Source organism: Dactylosporangium sp. CS-047395 (assembly GCF_050942185.1).
GTDB lineage: Bacteria > Actinomycetota > Actinomycetes > Mycobacteriales > Micromonosporaceae > Dactylosporangium.
Window position 1 is genome coordinate 1,698,794 of sequence record NZ_CP192015.1, and the last position, 17,561, is coordinate 1,716,354.

Genomic DNA, 17,561 nt, shown 5'->3' on the forward strand with positions numbered 1-17,561 from the left:
GACCAGCGTCATGCCTGACCAGCAGAAGCCCCAGCCGAAGCCGCAGGAGCCGGCCACCGACACCCGCGAGCGCGCCCGCGCCGCCCTGCAGATGTCGATGGACCGCCGGGGCTGAGCCCAGCTGACACAAGCTCCGGGAAGCCGGGACGCCCTGCGCGACGTCACGGTTTCCCGGAGGTTGTGCCACGTCACGTTGTAAGTGCCGTCGGCCGAGCTTGACCTTACGATGACCGGGTGACGGTCGATCAGGCTCCGACGATGCGCCGGGTGGCCGCGCTGGCCCTTCCGGCGCTCGTGGTACTCGCCGCCGAACCCCTCTACGTCCTCGTCGACACCGCCGTCGTCGGCCACCTCGGGCGCTCCCAGCTCGCCGGCCTGGCCATCGGCGGCTCCGTCATGTCGTTCGCGGTGTGGCTGGGCACGGTGCTGGCGTACGGCACCACCGGCCGCGCCGCCCGCCGCTTCGGCGCCGGCCAGCGCGCGGAGGCGGTGGAGGAGGGCGTCCAGGCGTCCTGGCTCGCCCTCGGCGGTGGCCTGGTCATCCTCCTCGTCCTGGAGGCCGCGGCCGGCCCGCTCACCCGCGCCCTCGCGGGCGGGGCGGGCGTCGTCGCGTCCAACGCCGAGAGCTGGCTGCGCATCGCCGCCCTGGGCGCACCCGGGCTCATGCTCGGCACCGCCGGCAACGGCTGGATGCGCGGCGTGCAGGACACCCGCCGCCCGCTGTACTACGTGCTCGCCGCGAACGCGCTGTCGGCGGCGCTGTGCCCGCTGCTGGTGTACCCGGCGGGCCTCGGCCTGATCGGCTCGGCCGTCGCCAACGTGACCGCGCAGACCGTCGTCGGCCTGTTGTTCGTGCGCGCCCTGGTCTCCGAGCAGGTCCCGCTGCGGCCGCAGTTCGCCGTGATCGGGCGGCAGCTCGCGCTCGGGCGCGACCTGCTGCTGCGCGGTGCGGCGTTCCAGGCCTGTTTCCTCTCGGCGTCGGCGGTCGCGGCACGCTTCGGCGACGCCGCGCTGGCCGCCCACCAGATCGCCATCCAGCTGTTCTTCTTCACCGCGCTGGCGCTCGACGCGCTGGCGATCGCGGCGCAGTCGCTGGTCGGCGCGGCGCTCGGGGGCGAACGGGTGGCCGAGGCCCGCCACCTGGCGCGGCGCATCTCCGCCGCCGGGCTGGTCGCGGGGGGCGTGTTCGCGCTGCTGGTGGCGGCGGCGCTGCTGGCGGTGCGGCCGTGGTTCGGCGCCGATCCGGAGGTCTACGCGCAGGCCCGCCACGCGTGGTGGTTCTTCGTGGCGATGATGCCGGCGGCGGGGGTCGTGTTCGCCCTGGACGGGGTGTTCCTGGGCGCGGGGGACGTCGGGTACCTGCGCAATCTCACGCTGGTCAGCGCCCTGGGCGGGTTCCTGCCGGGTATCTGGCTGGCCTACTTCCTCGACGCCGGGCTGCGCGGCGTGTGGATGGCGCTGACGCTGTTCATCGCGCTGCGCCTGGCCGGGCTGCTCTGGCGCCTCGCGGGCGACCGGTGGGCGGTGGCGGGCGCCGTCCGCTGAACGCGGCGGCGCCGTACGCTGGCGCGGTGTTGACGGAGGCTCAATTGGCGGCGCTCGATTACGTCCGCCGCCGGGGCAGTGCGCGGACGCCGCTCGGGAGCGCGGCGGTGATCACGATCAACTTCCACCCCGATCGAAGTGCCGGCGCCGGGACCGTCCTGCAGGGGCTCGTGGCCGACGGGCGGTTCCGCAGCCAGTTCGAGACCGGCATCTCCAACGGCGGGCTGACCGCGTTCCCGGGCGGCGACCGCGACCGCTGGGAGGAGCGCATGTTCGGCGGCGCCTACCAGCGGCCGGGCGTCCGCGCGGCCGACCGGCCCAAGTACGGGGCGCTCAACCTGCTGCACCACGACGACGGCGCCGCGCCGCGCTTCGGGTCCGCGCATCTGCGGCTGCGTCCGCACGTCAACGCGTGGGCGACGTTCACGTTCGGGGACAGCGCGCGGGAGCCGACCGAGGCCGGCACCGCGGACGCGTTCGACGCGGTGCTCGCCGCACTGCACGCGCACCACGGCGCGGACGCGCTGCACCGGCCACGGCTCGCCGGGCCCGGACGCGCGCTCGACGACTACGTGGAGGCCCAGATCCACGGGCCGGTGCGACTGGCCGACGATGTCGAGGCGCTCGTCCTGGACGACAGTTTCAAGGGCTCCGGATGTGGTACCGCCGAAGCCGCCACCACCCTCGCCGAGCGCTACGGGCTGGCCGTGGAGTGGCGGACCGGGTTTCGCCTCGCGCCCGCGCACATCCCGGACGACTTCCGCGGGCCCGAGGTGCCGGTCCTGGCGCGCGAGCTGTGTGCGCGCTCCGGGGTCGACGCGGTGGACCCGGCGCTGATCGGCGTGGCCGCGCGCGCGCCGCAGGACTGGGCGGCCTACGGGACGCCGGCCGAGGTGCTGCAGTTGCTCAAGTACCTGTGGCACTGCCTGGTCCAGTACGGCTGAAACGCTAGGGTGTCGCGCATGGCTTCGAAGGCGGCGACCGCGGGCGGCCTTGTCGTCGTCGACAAGCCGGGCGGCATGACCTCGCACGACGTGGTGTCCCGGATGCGCCGGCTCGCGCGGACGCGGCGGGTCGGGCACGGCGGCACCCTGGACCCGATGGCGACCGGCGTGCTGATCATCGGCGTGGAGAAGGCGACCCGGCTGCTGACCTACGTGATCGGCAGCACCAAGGAGTACGCCGCGACGATCCGCCTCGGCGAGGCCACGATCACCGACGACGCCGAGGGCGAGGTGGTCGCGCGCACGGACGCGTCGACCGTCGAGGACGCCGAGATCGAGACCGCGCTGGCCCCGTTGCGCGGCGACATCCTCCAGGTCCCCAGCTCGGTGTCGGCGATCAAGGTGAACGGCGTGCGCTCGTACCACCGGGTCCGCCAGGGCGAGGAGGTCGCGCTCGCCGCCCGCCCGGTCACCGTCTCCCGGCTGGACGTGCTGGCCGTACGGCGCGCGGGCGCGCACGTGGACCTGGACGTGGATGTGGCCTGCTCGTCCGGCACGTACATCCGCGCCCTCGCGCGCGACCTGGGCGGGGCGCTGGGCGTCGGCGGGCACCTGACCGCGCTGCGGCGCACGGCCGTGGGCGCGTTCACCCTCGCCGAGGCGGCCACGCTGGACGAGCTGGCCGAGCGCGAGGACCCGGTGACGATGCCCCTGCCGGCCGCCGCCGACCGCTGCTTCGCCCGCCGCGACGCCGACGACGAAGAGGCGAAGATCCTGTCCCACGGCGGGCCGCTGGCGCCGATCGGGCTCGCGGAGCCGTACGCGGTGTTCGCCCCGGACGGCACGGTGCTCGCGATCGTCCAGGAGCGCGACGGCAGGGCGCGCCCCGAGATCGTCCTGGTGCCGTAGCCGCCGCGCGGGCAAGTACGCTCAGGGCATGCAGCGGTGGCGGGGAACGCAGGCAGCACCCGGCGGTTGGGGCCGCGCGGTCACGACGATCGGGGTCTTCGACGGTGTCCACCGCGGTCACCAGCAGATCATCGGCCACGCCGTGAAGCGGGCCGGGGAGCTCGGCGTGCAGTCCGTCGTGGTCACGTTCGACCCGCACCCGGCCGAGGTCGTGCGGCCCGGGTCGCACCCCGCCGTGCTGACCGAGCCGGCGCGCAAGGCGGACCTGATCGAGGCGCTCGGGGTCGACGTGCTGTGTGTCATCCCGTTCACCGCGGAGTACTCGCGGCTCTCGCCCGAGGAGTTCGTGCACGACGCGCTCGTCGAGCACCTGCACACCGCGCTGGTCGTGGTGGGGGAGAACTTCCGGTTCGGGCACAAGCAGGCCGGCGACGTGGAGCTGCTGACGCGGCTCGGGCGGACGTTCGGGTTCGCCGTCGAGGGTGCGCCCCTCGTCGCCGACGAGGGGACCGTGTTCTCCTCGACCTACATCCGCAGCTGCGTGGACGCGGGGGACGTGGTGGCCGCGGCGCGGGCGCTCGGGCGGCCGCACCGGCTCGAAGGCGTCGTCGTGCGCGGTGACCAGCGCGGCCGGGAGCTCGGGTACCCGACCGCCAACCTGCTCGTTCCGGCCCGGGCGGCGGTGCCGGCCGACGGCATCTACGCCGCCTGGCTCATCCGGGAGCGGGACGGGGTCCGGCTGCCGGCCGCGGTGTCGATCGGCACCAACCCGACGTTCTCCGGCAAGGAGCGCCGGGTCGAGGCCTTCGTCCTGGACTTCCAGGGCGACCTGTACGGCGAGCGGGTCAGCCTCGACTTCGCCGACCGCCTCCGGGAGCAGCGGGTGTACACGGGGATCGAGCCGTTGATCGCGCAGATCGGCGAGGACGTCGAGCAGACCCGCGAGGTGCTGCGCAATGGTCCGATTCGGGACTGAACCGGGCCGTCTGTTAGCCTTGGGTTGACGCCGGGTGACCGGCGGGGGTCAGGCTGCCTGCACGACGCCGCGGGAGCCGGCCGATTGAATCCACGGTAAAGGGAGAACATGGCGCTCGACTCTGCGCAGAAGACCGAGATCATGGGCAAGTACGCCACCGTTGAGGGTGACACCGGTTCGCCGGAGGTCCAGGTGGCGATGCTGACCAAGCGGATCGCGGATCTGACCGAACACCTCAAGCAGCACAAGCACGACCACCACAGCCGGCGCGGCCTGCTGCTGCTGGTCGGCCGTCGCCGCCGCCTGCTCAACTACCTGCAGCGCAGCGACATCGCCCGCTACCGCTCGCTCATCGAGCGCCTCGGCCTGCGGCGATAACACGACACGCACTCACGGGGGAGTAGCCGACATTCGGCGCTCCCCCGTCGAGTAGTGACACACTGGAATGGCAGCGCCCCGCCGAGCGGGTCGGCGCACCGGTCCTCGGTAGTGGCTTCCGGGTGAAGGACACACCCCGTGAGCTTCGATCGAAGACCGGCCGCAGACAGCTCCGCCAGGGCGAACCAACGACCCAAAGGGAGCAATTCCACACATGACCGAGCCAAGCACTCTCGGTACTCACAGCAGCAAGGCCGTCATCGACAACGGCTCGTTCGGCACCCGGGAGATCACGTTCTCCACCGGGCGCCTCGCGCGGCAGGCGGCCGGTTCGGCGCTCGCCCAGCTCGGCGAGACCGTCGTCATGTCGGCCACCACGGCCGGCAAGCAGCCCAAGGACCAGTTCGACTTCTTCCCGCTGACGGTGGACGTCGAGGAGCGGATGTACGCGGCCGGGCGCATCCCGGGCTCGTTCTTCCGCCGTGAGGGCCGCCCCAGCGAGGACGCGATCCTCACCTGCCGCCTCATCGACCGCCCGCTGCGCCCGTCCTTCGTCAAGGGCCTGCGCAACGAGGTCCAGGTCGTCGAGACGGTGCTGGCGCTCGACCCGGCCCACCCGTACGACGTCGTGGCGATCAACGCCGCCTCACTGTCGACCAAGCTCTCGGGCCTGCCGTTCTCCGGCCCGATCGGCGCGACCCGCATGGCCCACATCGACGGGCAGTGGGTGGCGTTCCCGACCGTCGAGGAGCTGGCCCGCGCCACCTTCGACATGGTCGTGGCCGGCCGGGTCCTGCCCGACGGTGACGTCGCCATCATGATGGTCGAGGCCGAGGCCACCGAGCACACCGTCGCCCTCGTGGCCGGCGGCGCGCCCGCGCCGACCGAGGAGGTCGTCGCCGGCGGTCTCGAGGCGTCCAAGCCCGCCATCCGCGAGCTGTGCCGGGCCCAGGCCGAGCTGGCCGACGTCGCGGCCAAGCCGGTGCAGGAGTTCCCGACCTTCCTCGACTACCAGCCCGACGCCTACGAGGCCGTCGCCGGCGCGGTGAAGGACGAGGTCGCCGAGGCCCTGCGCATCGCCGGCAAGGCGGAGCGCGAGGAGGCCCTCGACCGGATCAAGGAGGCCGCCTTCGAGCGGGTCGGCGGCCAGCTCGAGGGGCGCGAGAAGGAGATCGGCGCCGCGCTGCGGTCGCTGACGAAGAACGAGGTCCGTGCCCGCGTGCTGCGCGAGCAGGTCCGCATCGACGGCCGCGGCCCGCGCGACATCCGGCCGCTGACCGCCGAGGTGCAGGTCCTGCCCCGCGTGCACGGCTCGGCGCTGTTCGAGCGCGGCGAGACCCAGATCCTGGGCGTCACCACGCTGAACATGCTGCGCATGGAGCAGACGCTGGACACCCTCGCGCCCGAGAAGTCCAAGCGGTACATGCACAACTACAACTTCCCGCCGTACTCGACCGGTGAGACGGGCCGCGTCGGCGCCCCCAAGCGCCGCGAGATCGGCCACGGCGCGCTGGCCGAGCGGGCGCTGATCCCGGTCCTGCCGACCCGCGAGGAGTTCCCCTACGCGATCCGGCAGGTCTCCGAGGCGCTGGGCTCCAACGGCTCGACGTCCATGGGCTCGGTCTGCGCCTCCACGATGGCCCTGCTGTCGGCCGGTGTGCCGCTGAAGGCGCCGGTCGCGGGCATCGCGATGGGCCTCATCTCCGACGAGGTCGACGGCAAGACGTCCTACGTCACGCTGACCGACATCCTCGGCGCCGAGGACGCGTTCGGCGACATGGACTTCAAGGTCGCCGGCACCCGCGAGTTCGTCACCGCGCTGCAGCTGGACACCAAGCTCGACGGCATCCCGTCGGACGTGCTGGCCGGCGCCCTGCAGCAGGCCCACGACGCGCGGCACGTCATCCTCGACGTGATGGCCGAGGCCATCGAGTCGCCGGCGGGCATGAGCCAGTACGCGCCGCGGGTCACCACGGTGCGCATCCCGGTCGACAAGATCGGCATGGTGATCGGGCCCAAGGGTCAGACCATCAACGCGATCCAGGACGAGACCGGCGCCGAGATCAGCATCGAGGACGACGGCACGATCTACGTCGGCGCGACCGACGGCCCGTCGGCCGAGGCCGCCGTGGAGCGGATCAACGCGATCGCCAACCCGACCATGCCCAAGGTCGGCGACAAGTTCCTCGGCACCGTGGTGAAGACGGCCGCGTTCGGCGCCTTCATCTCGCTGCTGCCCGGCCGCGACGGCCTGCTGCACATCTCCAAGGTGGGCAACGGCAAGCGGGTCGACAAGGTCGAGGACTTCCTCAACGTCGGCGACAAGGTCGAGGTGCAGATCGCGGACATCGACAACCGCGGCAAGATCTACCTCGACAAGGTCCTGGCCGAGGGCGAGCAGCCGCCGGCGCCGGCCGAGGGCGGCGAGCGTCCGGCCCGTGAGCCCCGCGGCGACCGTGGTGGTGACCGTGGCGACCGCGGCGACCGTGGCCCGCGCCGTGACCGCGGCGACCGTGGTGGTGACCGCGGCGACCGCGGTGGCGACCGCGCCCCGCGGGCTGCCTCCGCCGAAGGTGGCGAGGGTGGCGAGAGCGCGCCGTCCGGTGAGGGCGCGCCGTCGGGCGAGGACGGCGAGTTCCGTCGTCGGCGCAGCCGGCGCGACTGATCCATGGCGAGCCGAGCACAGACCCAGACGCTGTCCGACGACCCGCTGGGTGGCACGGTGCGCCGCACCGTGCTGCCCAACGGGCTCCGGATCCTGACCGAGGCGATTCCCGCGATGCGGAGCGTCTCGTTCGGGGTCTGGGTCGGCATCGGCTCACGGGACGAGACGCCCGCACTGTCGGGCGTCTCGCACTTCCTCGAGCACCTGCTCTTCAAGGGCACCAAGCGGCGCAGCGCGCTGGACATCTCCGCGCAGATCGAGGCGGTCGGCGGGGAGACCAACGCGTTCACCGCCAAGGAGTACACGTGCTACTACGCGCGGGTGCTCGACGCGGACCTGCCGCTGGCCATCGACGTCGTCTGTGACCTGGTCACCGACTCGGTGCTGACCGAGGCGGACGTGGAGACCGAGCGTGGCGTGATCCTCGAGGAGATCGCCATGCACGACGACGAGCCCGGTGACGAGGTCCATGACGTCTTCACCGAGGCCGTCTACGGCAACCACCCGCTCGGCCGGCAGATCTCGGGCACGGTGCCGAGCATCTCGGCGCTGACCCGCAAGCAGATCGACGGCTTCTACCGCCGCCGGTACCGCCCGGAGGCCATGGTCATCGCGGCCGCCGGCAACCTCGACCACAACAAGGTCGTCCGGGCCGTGCGCGCCGCGTTCGAGCGGGCCGGCTGGGGCGACCCGGCGGTGCCCGCCCCGCGCCGCGCCCGCACCACCCGGGTGCCCACCCGCTCCGGGCAGGTCGTGGTGCGCAACAAGGACACCGAGCAGGCGCACCTGGTGCTCGGCTGCACCGGGTACCCGCGCCAGCACGACGACCGCTTCGCCCTCGGCGCGCTGAACAACGTGCTCGGCGGCGGCATGTCCAGCCGGTTGTTCCAGCAGATCCGCGAGCAGCGCGGACTGGCGTACTCGGTGTACTCGTTCACCTCGCAGTACAGCGATGCCGGGCTCTTCGGTGTCTATGCCGGGTGCGCGCCGGGCAAGGTCGAGGAAGTCCTCGCCATCACCCGCGAGGAGCTGGCCCGCGTGGCGTCCGACGGCCTCACCGACGCCGAGATCGAGCGGGGCAAGGGGATGCTCAAGGGCGCGGTCGTGCTCGGCCTGGAGGACACCGGGTCGCGGATGAGCCGGTTGGGCAAGGGCGAGCTGCTCTACGACGACCTGCTGTCGGTCGACGACATCCTGCGCCGGGTCGACGAGGTCACCCCGGAGCAGGTCCGCAAGGTCACCGAGGAGCTCCTGGCCCGGCCGATGTCGCTCGCCGTGATCGGTGACTTCGACGAGGGCGCGTTCTCCGAAGCCCTGCACTGAGAGCCCGGAGCCGACCCGCTAGGTTGAACCGGTGAGCGAGACGATCCGGGTCGGTGTGCTGGGTGCGCGCGGCCGCATGGGCACCGAGGTGTGCAAGGCCGTGAGCGGCGCGGACGACCTGGAGCTGGTCGCCACCGTCGACGAGGGCGAGAGCCTCGAGGCGCTGGCGACGGCCCAGGTGGTGGTGGACTTCACCACCCCCGACGCGGTGCTCGGCAACATCGACTGGTGCCTGGAGCACGGCGTGAACGTCGTCGTCGGCACCTCCGGCTTCACCACCGAGCGGATCGAGCTGGTCCAGGACCGGCTCGCCGCGAAGCCCGGCCTCGGCATCGTGATCGCCCCCAACTTCGCCATCGGCGCGGTCCTGCTGATGGAGTTCGCGGCCCGGGCGGCCCGGCACTTCGAGTCGGTGGAAATCGTCGAGATGCACCACCCGAAGAAGATCGACGCCCCCAGTGGTACCGCACTGCGGACCGCCCAGATCATCGCCGAGGCGCGCGCGGAGGCAGGTCTGGGCGCGGTCCCGGACGCCACCAAGGAGGAGATGGCCGGCGCCCGCGGCAGCGACGTCGAGGGCATCCGGGTGCACGCGCTGCGGGCCACCGGCCTGGTCGCGCACCAGGAGGTGCTCTTCGGCACGGCGGGGGAGACCCTCACCCTGCGGCACGACTCCTACGACCGGGTTTCCTTCATGCCGGGTGTACTGCTGGCGGTGCGCTCCGTCATCGCCCGCCCCGGCCTCACCGTGGGCCTCGGCGAACTGCTGGGCTGAAAGTCCCACGATCTGGACAAGTCAGGGCACCGTTGGGCGGCAACCGCATCACGCCCCGGTAACGGCATCCTGATCGAGTGACACGTGCCACCGCACCTGCGGGATCAGCATGTCATCGACGTCCAGCGATCGCCCGGCCCCGTCCGGCGCCCACCCGGTGCTCTCCAGAAATCGACGTGTAACACCGTCGTCCTTGAACGTCCATGCAAGTGCTGTCGTGAATCCGTCAGAACGCCACAAATCCACGCTTGCCGCCAGCAATCGGGAGCCGTGGCCGCGACGGCCCCACCGGGGCTCGACCAGCACGTCCGTGATGGCCGCGGCGGAGGCAAATGCCTTGTCAAGGGCGGTGTGATCTTCGTCCGGGGCCAGCGCGGTGTCGTCTGCCGGACCTGACGCGGCAAAGCCCACGACGTATGCTGACTCTGGTTGCGAGCCGGGCGAATCGACCTGTTCGACCGCCACCAGCACCCGGTGGGCCGCACTCGGCGGCTCCGCGATTGCGTCTCGCCACCTGCGGGTAATCCAATCCTCGTCCAGCCGGTCGAGGATGTGTTTGGGCAGCAGTCGCCGATAGGCGACGCGCCACGTCGTGAGTTGGATACGCGCGATCTCGACGACGTCGTCGAGCCGCGCCGGACGGACGAACCCGAGCGTCATGATGCAGCAGCCTACGGATTTTGTGTCAAGCACAACTCGGCGGGGTAGCGCCCGCACGTCACAGTTCGACCAGCGGGACCGTTGAGTCCCCTGTGAGGGAACTCTGAGGCACGACCCCGAGGCTCTGATGACAGTCTGGACGTTGATGGCACAGCGGAGACAGCGATGACCGGGAGGGCAGATCAGGTGGCGGAGCGAGGACGGGTCGCCGAAACGAGCACCGTCCGGCCCAAGCTGCGGCCCGGCATGCGCAAGACGCTCGTCGTGCTGGCCGTCTGGGCCGTCGTGTGGGCCTTCCTGCTGGTGGCGGCCGCGCACAACGGCTTCTTCGACCTCAAGGTCTACTACGGCGCGATGGACTACTGGGTCAACCGCGGCGGGGACATCTACGACTACCTGACGCCCGGCACGCCCTACGGCTTCACCTATCCGCCGTTCGCCGCCGCGCTCATGACGCCGATGTCGCTGATCAGCTGGAACGTCGCGATCGTCATCAGCGTCACGATGAACATCCTGTGCATGCTCGCGATCCTCACCTGGCTGCTCGGGCCGATCATCAAGCGCCAGGGCTGGTCGTACTGGTACGCGATGGGCATCGCCATGGCGCTCGCCGCCGCCTTCGAGCCGATCCGCGAGACGGTGAACTTCGGGCAGGTCAACATCCTGCTGGTGTTCCTGATCGTCGCCGACGTGATGCTGCTGATCCGCAACGGGCACAAGCTCGGCGGCCTCGGCATCGGCCTGGCCACCGCGATCAAGCTCACCCCCGGCGTCTTCATCATCTACCTGCTGATCACCCGCCGCTGGCGCGCCGCCGCCGTCTCGGCCGCGACCGCCACCGCCGCGACCTGGCTCGCCGCGACGTTCGCGCCGGACGCCTCCCGGGTGTTCTGGACCGACGCGGTGTGGAACACCGACCGGGTCGGCTCGCCCACCTTCGTCTCCAACCAGGCGCTCACCGGCCTCGTCGGGCGGATCTTCAACCCCGACCCGATGAAGCCGCTGTGGCTGCTGCTGGTGCTGATCACGCTCGCCGTCTGGTACTGGCGCTCGCGCCGGGCCATCCGGCACCGCGACGAGGTCGCCGGCCTGGCCCTGACCGGCCTGGTGGGCTGCATGGTCAGCCCGATCACCTGGATCCACCACCTGGTGTGGACCGTCCCGGCGATCATCGTGCTGTTCGACTACGCGACCGACCGCTCGATCGACCCGCGGCGCCGGCGCAACCTCGCGATCGCCTTCGGGTTCTCCTTCGCCCTGCTGTGCAGCCGCACCCCGTGGGCCTTCCACGCCAAGTTCGACGGGCTCGGGCTGATCGGCAGCAACGCGTACATCCTGCTGATGATCGGGCTGCTGTTCGGCCTGCCGATCCGGGAACCGGCCGACACCGGCGCGAGCCGGCCGCTCGAGGGCGAGCCGGGGGAGGTGCCGGACCCCAGCGTCGAGGACGTCCCCGACCCCGACCTGGTCGAGATCGACCGGAAGGTCACCGAGGCCTTTCACGCCCAGGAGCAGCCCCGGCGCCCGCTCGTCGGCGCCTGACACCACCGGTTCGTAGACGCCCGGCGGCCCTCGCGGTCGCCGGGCGTTTTTAGTCGTACCCGGGGGTTAGCCTCCTTGACGATGACCGAGATGCTGAGCCAGACCCAGGCCCGCCGGATCGCCCTCGCCGCGTCGGGCTTCGCCGACCGGGCGCCCGGGGGCACGCCCGAGCGCCGGCACCTGCGCCGGGTGCTGGAGCGGACCGGCCTGCTCCAGATCGACTCGGTCAACATCGTCCAGCGCGCCCACTACCTGCCCGCCTACAGCCGCCTCGGCCCCTACGACCCGGCCCTGCTCGACCGCCTCGCCTACCGGCGGCCGCGCGAGTTGTTCGAATACTGGGCGCACGAGGCGTCGCTCGTACCGGTACGGCTGCAGCCTTTCCTGCGATGGCGGATGCGCTCGGGGGCCGCGTGGGGCCGGATGGTCCGCATCGCCCGCGAGCAGCCCGACCTGGTCCGCTGGGTGCTGGAGGAGATCCGCGCCAAGGGCCCGATCAGCGCGGCCGAGGTGGAGGGTGACCTGGTCCAGCCGCGGCGCAAGGACCACTGGGGCTGGAACTGGTCGGACACCAAGACCGCGATCGAGTGGCTGTTCTACACCGGCGAGGTGAGCGTGGCCCGGCGCAACTCCGCCTTCGCCCGGGTCTACGACGTGCCGGACCGCATCCTGCCGCCCGAGGTCGTCGACGCGCCCACCCCGAGCGACGAGGACGCCTACCGCGAGCTGGTCCGGGTCGCCGCCCGCGGGCTAGGCGTGGCCGCCGAGCCGGAGCTGCGCGACTACTTCCGGCTCCCGCTGGCCGGCGCCCGCCAGGCCATCGCCGAGCTGGTCGAGGCCGGCGAGCTGCTGCCGGTCGAGGTCGAGGGCTGGGCGCCCCGGGCCTACCTGCACGCCGAGGCCCGCACCCCGCGCCGGATCACGGCGGCCGCCCTGGTGAGCCCGTTCGACCCGCTGATGTGGGAGCGCGCCCGGGTCGAGCGGCTGTTCGGGTTCAACTACCGCATCGAGATCTACGTGCCGCCGGCCCAGCGGCTGTACGGCTACTACGTCCTGCCGTTCCTGCTCGGCGACCGCCTGGTGGCCCGCGTCGACCTCAAGGCGGACCGCAAGGCCGGCGTCCTGCAGATCCCGGCCGCGTGGGTCGAGCCACTGCAGGGCCGCGGCGCACCGTCCCCGCCGGAGGTGGCCGAGGCGCTCGCGACCGAATTGCACCGGTTCGCGGGCTGGCTGGGACTCGAGGAGGTGGACCTGCCCCAGCGCGGCGACTTCGCCGAACCGCTGGCGAAGGAGTTGGGCACTGTTGCAAAGTGACGTGCTGCCTCTGCTGCTGGTCGGATTAGGTGCGGTTTTGAGGGGGTGTGGGTGGAGCGAAGCTCCCCCACCGCTCTTCAGGACATCGCACGGTATCCAACGGTGCTCGAGAGACCTTTCGAGCGCGGTGTAGCTTGGGATCGTGACGTCGCCCATGCCGGCCCCTGCGCCCGGGTCACTCGAAGGAGTGCTCCCTGACGTGCCCCACCTGGGCGCGCCTGTCACGCCGGAAAGCGTGAACCTGCCGCCGGTGTACCAGTACGCCTACCAGCCGCCGAAGGGGCGCTTCCAGCGGCTGATCGAGCGGCTGCCGGCCTGGGCCGGTCCCGCTGGTGTGGGCGCACTGATCTCGGGTGGCGTGGCGTACACGCTGCTCATGAAGCCCACCACGGCCGGCGCCAGCGACCCGCCGACGTGCCTGGTCAAGCTGCTGACCGGGTTCGACTGCCCGGGCTGCGGCGGCACCCGCGCGGCCTGGTACCTGCTGCACGGCGACATCCCGGCCGCCGCCCACCACCACGCCCCGCTGGTGTTCGCGGCGCCGTTCCTGGCCTACCTGTACGTGGCCTGGACCGTGAACCGGCTGAACCTGCCGTTCAAGCTGCCCATGCTGCGGATCTCCAACGGCGCCCTGATCGGGTTCCTGGTCGCGTGGCTCGCGTTCTCCATCCTGCGAAACCTGCCCTGGGCGCCGTTCACCTATTTCTTCGTCTGACCTACAGCCTTGTAAGCTCGGCGAATGCTCTCCGTCAAAGCCATCGCCTGGACGCACTTCGAACCTCCCGCCGACGTGGCGTGGGAGACGGATGCGGACGGGGGCGAGGCGCTCGCGGAGTTCGCCGGCCGCGCCTGCTACCAGTCGTGGAGCAAGCCCAACCCGGCCACCGCGACCAACGCGGGATACCTGCGGCACATCCTCGAGGTCGGCCACCTGAGCGTCCTCGAGCACGGCACCGTGACGTTCTACATGACCGGCGTGTCGCGCTCGTTCACCCACGAGCTGGTCCGGCACCGGCACTTCTCCTACTCGCAGCTCTCCCAGCGTTACGTGCCCGGCCGTGAGCAGGTCATGGTCGAGCCGGCCGTGATCGCCGAGGACCCGGCGCTGCACAAGACGTTCGTCGAGGCGAGCGAGGCGGCGCTGCGGGCCTACAACGAGCTGCTCGAGGGGCTCGAGGCCAAGTTCTCGGACGTGGAGAACAAGACCTCGCGGCGCAAGCAGGCCCGCCAGGCCGCCCGCGCCGTGCTGCCCAACGCGGCCGAGACGCGGATCGTCGTCACCGGCAACTACCGCGCCTGGCGGCACTTCGTGACCATGCGGGCCAGCGAGGGCGCGGACGTGGAGATCCGCGAGGTGGCCGTCGCCTGCCTGCGCGAATTGCAGCGGATCGCCCCGAGTGTCTTCGGCGATTTCGCCATCACCGAACTTTCGGACGGGACCGAGGTGGCGTCCCCGCAGTACACCTGGGAATCTTGAAGAATGCTCGGCACAGGCGTCCGCTAGGTTGTGCGTATGACACGCACCGGTTCCGTCCCCGGCCGGCCGTTCGGCCGGCTGCTCAGCGCGATGGTCACGCCGTTCGGGCCTGACGGATCGCTCGACGCCGACGGCGCCGCCCGGCTCGCCACCTACCTGGTCGACGAGCAGGAGCACGACGGCCTGGTGGTCAACGGCACCACCGGCGAGTCGGCGACCACCACCGACGCGGAGAAGGAACGGGTGCTCCGGGCGGTCGTGGAGGCGGTCGGCGACCGGGCGACCGTGATCGCCGGCGTCGGCACCAACGACACCGCGCACTCGGTCGAGCTGACCCGGGCCGCCGAGAAGGCCGGCGCCGACGGGCTGCTCGTCGTCACGCCGTATTACAACAAGCCGCCCCAGGCCGGCCTGATCCAGCACTTCCGGACCGTCGCCGACGCGTCGGGGCTGCCGGTCATGCTGTACGACATCCCGGGCCGCTCCGGCGTGGCGATCGAGACCGAGACCCTGTGCCGGCTCGCCGAGCACGAGCGCATCGTCGCCGTGAAGGACGCCAAGGGCGATCTCGGCGAGACCGCCTGGGTGATCAAGCGTACCGGCCTCGCGTACTACTCGGGCGAGGACAAGCTGACCCTGCCGCTGGTCTCCGTGGGGGCGGTCGGCGTCGTCGGCGTGCCCACCCACGTCTTCGGGCCGCAGACCAAGGCGATGATCACCGCGTACGAGGCGGGCGACGTGACCCGGGCCCGCGAGCTGCACCTGCAGCTGCTCCCGGCGTTCTGCGGATTCTTCCGCACCCAGGGTGTCATCCTGACCAAGGCCGCCCTGACGCTGCTGGGCCTGCCCGCCGGCCCGGTTCGCCCGCCGCTGGTGGGGGCGAACGCGGCGGAACTCGGGCGGCTGCGGGAGGATTGCGCGGAAGCGGGCCGCACGATCGGTACCGCCGACCAGATGGCGCACCACAACGAACTCGGAGTGGCCCTATGACGGTGGCGCACGTCGAGCTCGATCCGCCGCCCCCTCCGGGGCCCGACACCCTGCGGGTGACCCCGCTGGGCGGGCTGGGCGCGATCGGCCGCAACATGACGCTGCTGGAGTTCGACGGCAAGCTGCTTGTCATCGACTGCGGTGTGTTGTTCCCCGATGTGGAGCAGCCGGGCGTGGACCTCATCCTGCCCGACTTCTCCTCGATCCTCGACCGTCTGGACCAGGTTCAGGCGATCGTGCTCACGCACGGGCACGAGGACCACATCGGCGCGGTGCCGTACCTACTGGCCCACAAGCCGGACATCCCGCTGGTCGGCTCCAAGTTCACGCTCGCCCTGGTCGAGGCCAAGCTGGCCGAGCGGCGCATCGAGCCCTACTCGCTGACCGTGCGGGAGGGCCAGACCGAGCGGCTCGGGCCGTTCTCGTGCGAGTTCTTCGCGGTCAACCACTCGATCCCGGACGCCCTGGCGGTCGCGGTGACCACGAGCGCCGGCACGCTGCTGCACACCGGCGACTTCAAGATGGACCAGCTGCCCCTCGACGGGCGGATCACCGACCTGGCCGGGTTCGCACGGCTCGGGGCCGACGGCGTCGACCTGCTGCTGTCGGACTCGACCAACGCCGAGATCCCCGGCTTCGTCACCCCCGAGCGCGAGATCGGGCCGGTGCTGGAGCGGATCTTCGGCCGCGCGACCGGGCGCATCATCGTCGCGTCGTTCGCCTCCCACGTGCACCGCGTGCAGCAGGTCTTCGACGCCGCGCACGCGCACGGGCGCAAGGTGGCGCTCATCGGCCGCTCGATGGTGCGCAACATGGGCATCGCGCGCGACCTGGGCCTGTTGCGCATCCCGCACGGCCTGGTGGTCGCGATCGACGAGGCGATGAGCCTGCCCGCCGAGCGGGTCGTGCTCATGTCGACCGGGTCGCAGGGCGAGCCGATGAGCGCGCTCGGGCGGATGGCCAACGGCGACCACCGGCACATCGTGATCGGCGAGGGCGACACCATCGTGCTCGCGTCGTCGCTGGTGCCGGGCAACGAGACCGCGGTGTACCGGGTGATCAACCAGCTCTCCCGCGCGGGCGCGACGGTCGTGCACAAGGACGTGGCCAAGGTGCACGTCTCCGGGCACGCACCCGCGGGCGAGCTGCTGTACCTGCTGAACGTGGTCAAGCCGCGCAACTTCATGCCGGTGCACGGCGAGTGGCGGCACCTGCGCGCCCACGCGCAACTGGCGCGGGAGGCCGGCGTGCCCGACGAGCGCGTCGTGCTGTGCGAGGACGGCGACGTGGTCGATCTCGTCGGCGGCGAGGCGCGCCTGGTGGGCCACATCCGCTCGCGGTACGTCTACGTCGACGGCCTGGCCATCGGTGACGTCGGCGAGTCGCTGCTGACCGAGCGGCGCATCCTGGGCGACGGCGGGTTCATCGCGGCCACGGTCGTGATCGACTCCGTCACCGGCAAGGTGGTGGCCGGCCCGACCGTCTCGGCCAAGGGCTTCTCCGACGACCCGGCCGTGTTCAACGCCGTCCTGCCGCTGGTCACCGACGCGCTCAACAGGGCCGCGGCGGACGGCATCACCGACCCGCACCAGCTGCAGCAGATCGTCCGGCGCACCGTCGGGCGGTGGGTCAACGAGGCCTACCGGCGCCGCCCGATGATCGTGCCGACGGTGGTCGAGGTCTGACGTGTACGCGGCGCTGGCGACGACGTTCCTGGCGCTGCACTTCGTGTTCATCGCGTACGTGGTCGTCGGCGGGTTCCTCGTCTGGCGGTGGCCCAGGGCCTTCTGGCCGCACCTGGCCGCCGCCGCGTGGGGCCTCGCCGTCGTCACGATCCCGCTGACCTGCCCGCTCACCGTGGCCGAGCACTGGGCGCGGCGCCGGGCCGGGCAGGCGGTCGGGGAGCGCGGCTTCATCGACTCGTACATCGAGAACGTGATCTACCCCGAGCGCTACACCCACCTCGCGCAGGTCCTCGTGGGTGTCGTGGTGGTCTTCTCCTACGCCGTCGCGCTCGCGAAGCTGCGCCACCGGCGTGCCGAGAGAACAATGTCGTAGCCGCC

General features: G+C 71.6%; 16 protein-coding genes. 15 read left to right on the forward strand and 1 reads right to left on the reverse strand.

The window, feature by feature from the left end:
• The first annotated feature begins 258 nt into the window (after positions 1-258).
• The 8 genes from ACQP00_RS07860 to dapB all read left to right on the forward strand — a co-directional run bounded on the left by ACQP00_RS07860 (position 259) and on the right by dapB (position 9,515).
• The gene (locus tag ACQP00_RS07860) at positions 259-1,545 is read left to right on the forward strand and encodes an MATE family efflux transporter (protein ID WP_433223760.1); all 1,287 of its coding nucleotides are present in this window, start codon (positions 259-261) and stop codon (positions 1,543-1,545) included.
• A gap of 26 nt (positions 1,546-1,571) precedes the next feature.
• A complete protein-coding gene (locus ACQP00_RS07865) occupies positions 1,572-2,489 on the forward strand; it encodes a DUF3626 domain-containing protein (protein ID WP_433216468.1) in 918 nt (305 codons plus the stop codon).
• A gap of 18 nt (positions 2,490-2,507) precedes the next feature.
• Positions 2,508-3,398 (forward strand): tRNA pseudouridine(55) synthase TruB, encoded by an 891-nt coding sequence (gene truB, locus ACQP00_RS07870; protein ID WP_433216471.1) that lies wholly within the window; start codon positions 2,508-2,510, stop codon positions 3,396-3,398.
• 28 nt (positions 3,399-3,426) lie between these two features.
• The gene (locus tag ACQP00_RS07875) at positions 3,427-4,374 is read left to right on the forward strand and encodes a bifunctional riboflavin kinase/FAD synthetase (protein WP_433216474.1); all 948 of its coding nucleotides are present in this window, start codon (positions 3,427-3,429) and stop codon (positions 4,372-4,374) included.
• Positions 4,375-4,482: 108 nt separating this feature from the next.
• Complete coding sequence (gene rpsO / locus ACQP00_RS07880; RefSeq protein ID WP_433216477.1) at positions 4,483-4,752, forward strand: 30S ribosomal protein S15; 270 nt, start codon at positions 4,483-4,485, stop codon at positions 4,750-4,752.
• A gap of 214 nt (positions 4,753-4,966) precedes the next feature.
• A complete protein-coding gene (locus tag ACQP00_RS07885; RefSeq protein WP_433216480.1) occupies positions 4,967-7,417 on the forward strand; it encodes a polyribonucleotide nucleotidyltransferase in 2,451 nt (816 codons plus the stop codon).
• A 3-nt stretch (positions 7,418-7,420) separates the two neighbouring features.
• A complete protein-coding gene (locus ACQP00_RS07890; RefSeq protein ID WP_433216483.1) occupies positions 7,421-8,740 on the forward strand; it encodes a M16 family metallopeptidase in 1,320 nt (439 codons plus the stop codon).
• Positions 8,741-8,816: 76 nt separating this feature from the next.
• The gene (gene dapB / locus ACQP00_RS07895; protein ID WP_433223762.1) at positions 8,817-9,515 is read left to right on the forward strand and encodes a 4-hydroxy-tetrahydrodipicolinate reductase; all 699 of its coding nucleotides are present in this window, start codon (positions 8,817-8,819) and stop codon (positions 9,513-9,515) included.
• 48 nt (positions 9,516-9,563) lie between these two features.
• On the opposite strand, the gene ACQP00_RS07900 is transcribed toward dapB, so the two are convergent.
• Positions 9,564-10,175 carry an N-acetyltransferase family protein gene (locus tag ACQP00_RS07900; RefSeq protein ID WP_433216486.1) on the reverse strand — a complete coding sequence of 204 codons (612 nt, stop codon included), beginning with the start codon at positions 10,173-10,175 and terminating at the stop codon, positions 9,564-9,566.
• A gap of 246 nt (positions 10,176-10,421) precedes the next feature.
• Between ACQP00_RS07900 and ACQP00_RS07905 the strand changes: the two genes are divergently transcribed.
• The 7 genes from ACQP00_RS07905 to ACQP00_RS07935 all read left to right on the forward strand — a co-directional run bounded on the left by ACQP00_RS07905 (position 10,422) and on the right by ACQP00_RS07935 (position 17,556).
• Positions 10,422-11,717, forward strand: a complete 1,296-nt coding sequence (locus tag ACQP00_RS07905; protein WP_433223764.1) for a glycosyltransferase 87 family protein — start codon at positions 10,422-10,424, stop codon at positions 11,715-11,717.
• 75 nt (positions 11,718-11,792) lie between these two features.
• On the forward strand, positions 11,793-13,031 hold the full coding sequence (locus tag ACQP00_RS07910; protein ID WP_433216489.1) for a winged helix-turn-helix domain-containing protein: 1,239 nt from the start codon (positions 11,793-11,795) through the stop codon (positions 13,029-13,031).
• 199 nt (positions 13,032-13,230) lie between these two features.
• Positions 13,231-13,746, forward strand: coding sequence for a DUF2752 domain-containing protein (locus ACQP00_RS07915; RefSeq protein ID WP_433216492.1), 516 nt, complete (start codon positions 13,231-13,233; stop codon positions 13,744-13,746).
• Between the two features lie 24 nt (positions 13,747-13,770).
• Positions 13,771-14,508: an FAD-dependent thymidylate synthase gene (gene thyX / locus ACQP00_RS07920; RefSeq protein WP_433216495.1), complete on the forward strand. Its 738-nt coding sequence runs from the start codon at positions 13,771-13,773 to the stop codon at positions 14,506-14,508.
• A gap of 36 nt (positions 14,509-14,544) precedes the next feature.
• On the forward strand, positions 14,545-15,498 hold the full coding sequence (dapA, locus tag ACQP00_RS07925; RefSeq protein ID WP_433216498.1) for a 4-hydroxy-tetrahydrodipicolinate synthase: 954 nt from the start codon (positions 14,545-14,547) through the stop codon (positions 15,496-15,498).
• Entirely contained in the window at positions 15,495-17,183 is a 1,689-nt protein-coding gene (locus ACQP00_RS07930; RefSeq protein WP_433216501.1) for a ribonuclease J, read from the forward strand. The genes dapA and ACQP00_RS07930 overlap by 4 nt, the downstream gene beginning before the upstream one ends.
• Before the next feature lies 1 nt (position 17,184).
• Positions 17,185-17,556 carry a DUF2784 domain-containing protein gene (locus ACQP00_RS07935; RefSeq protein WP_433216504.1) on the forward strand — a complete coding sequence of 124 codons (372 nt, stop codon included), beginning with the start codon at positions 17,185-17,187 and terminating at the stop codon, positions 17,554-17,556.
• The last annotated feature ends 5 nt before the right edge of the window (positions 17,557-17,561 follow it).

Excerpts from the sequence above, each read along its gene's own strand:
- ACQP00_RS07890 (WP_433216483.1), top strand. The coding sequence starts at position 7,421 with ATGGCGAGCCGAGCACAGACCCAGACGCTGTCCGACGACCCGCTGGGT.
- thyX (WP_433216495.1), top strand. The coding sequence starts at position 13,771 with ATGCTCTCCGTCAAAGCCATCGCCTGGACGCACTTCGAACCTCCCGCC.
- dapA (WP_433216498.1), top strand. The coding sequence starts at position 14,545 with ATGACACGCACCGGTTCCGTCCCCGGCCGGCCGTTCGGCCGGCTGCTC.
- ACQP00_RS07860 (WP_433223760.1), top strand. The coding sequence starts at position 259 with ATGCGCCGGGTGGCCGCGCTGGCCCTTCCGGCGCTCGTGGTACTCGCC.
- ACQP00_RS07905 (WP_433223764.1), top strand. The coding sequence starts at position 10,422 with ATGCGCAAGACGCTCGTCGTGCTGGCCGTCTGGGCCGTCGTGTGGGCC.
- ACQP00_RS07930 (WP_433216501.1), top strand. The coding sequence starts at position 15,495 with ATGACGGTGGCGCACGTCGAGCTCGATCCGCCGCCCCCTCCGGGGCCC.
- ACQP00_RS07875 (WP_433216474.1), top strand. The coding sequence starts at position 3,427 with ATGCAGCGGTGGCGGGGAACGCAGGCAGCACCCGGCGGTTGGGGCCGC.
- truB (WP_433216471.1), top strand. The coding sequence starts at position 2,508 with ATGGCTTCGAAGGCGGCGACCGCGGGCGGCCTTGTCGTCGTCGACAAG.
- ACQP00_RS07885 (WP_433216480.1), top strand. The coding sequence starts at position 4,967 with ATGACCGAGCCAAGCACTCTCGGTACTCACAGCAGCAAGGCCGTCATC.
- ACQP00_RS07900 (WP_433216486.1), bottom strand. The coding sequence starts at position 10,175 with ATGACGCTCGGGTTCGTCCGTCCGGCGCGGCTCGACGACGTCGTCGAG.
- dapB (WP_433223762.1), top strand. The coding sequence starts at position 8,817 with ATGGGCACCGAGGTGTGCAAGGCCGTGAGCGGCGCGGACGACCTGGAG.
- rpsO (WP_433216477.1), top strand. The coding sequence starts at position 4,483 with ATGGCGCTCGACTCTGCGCAGAAGACCGAGATCATGGGCAAGTACGCC.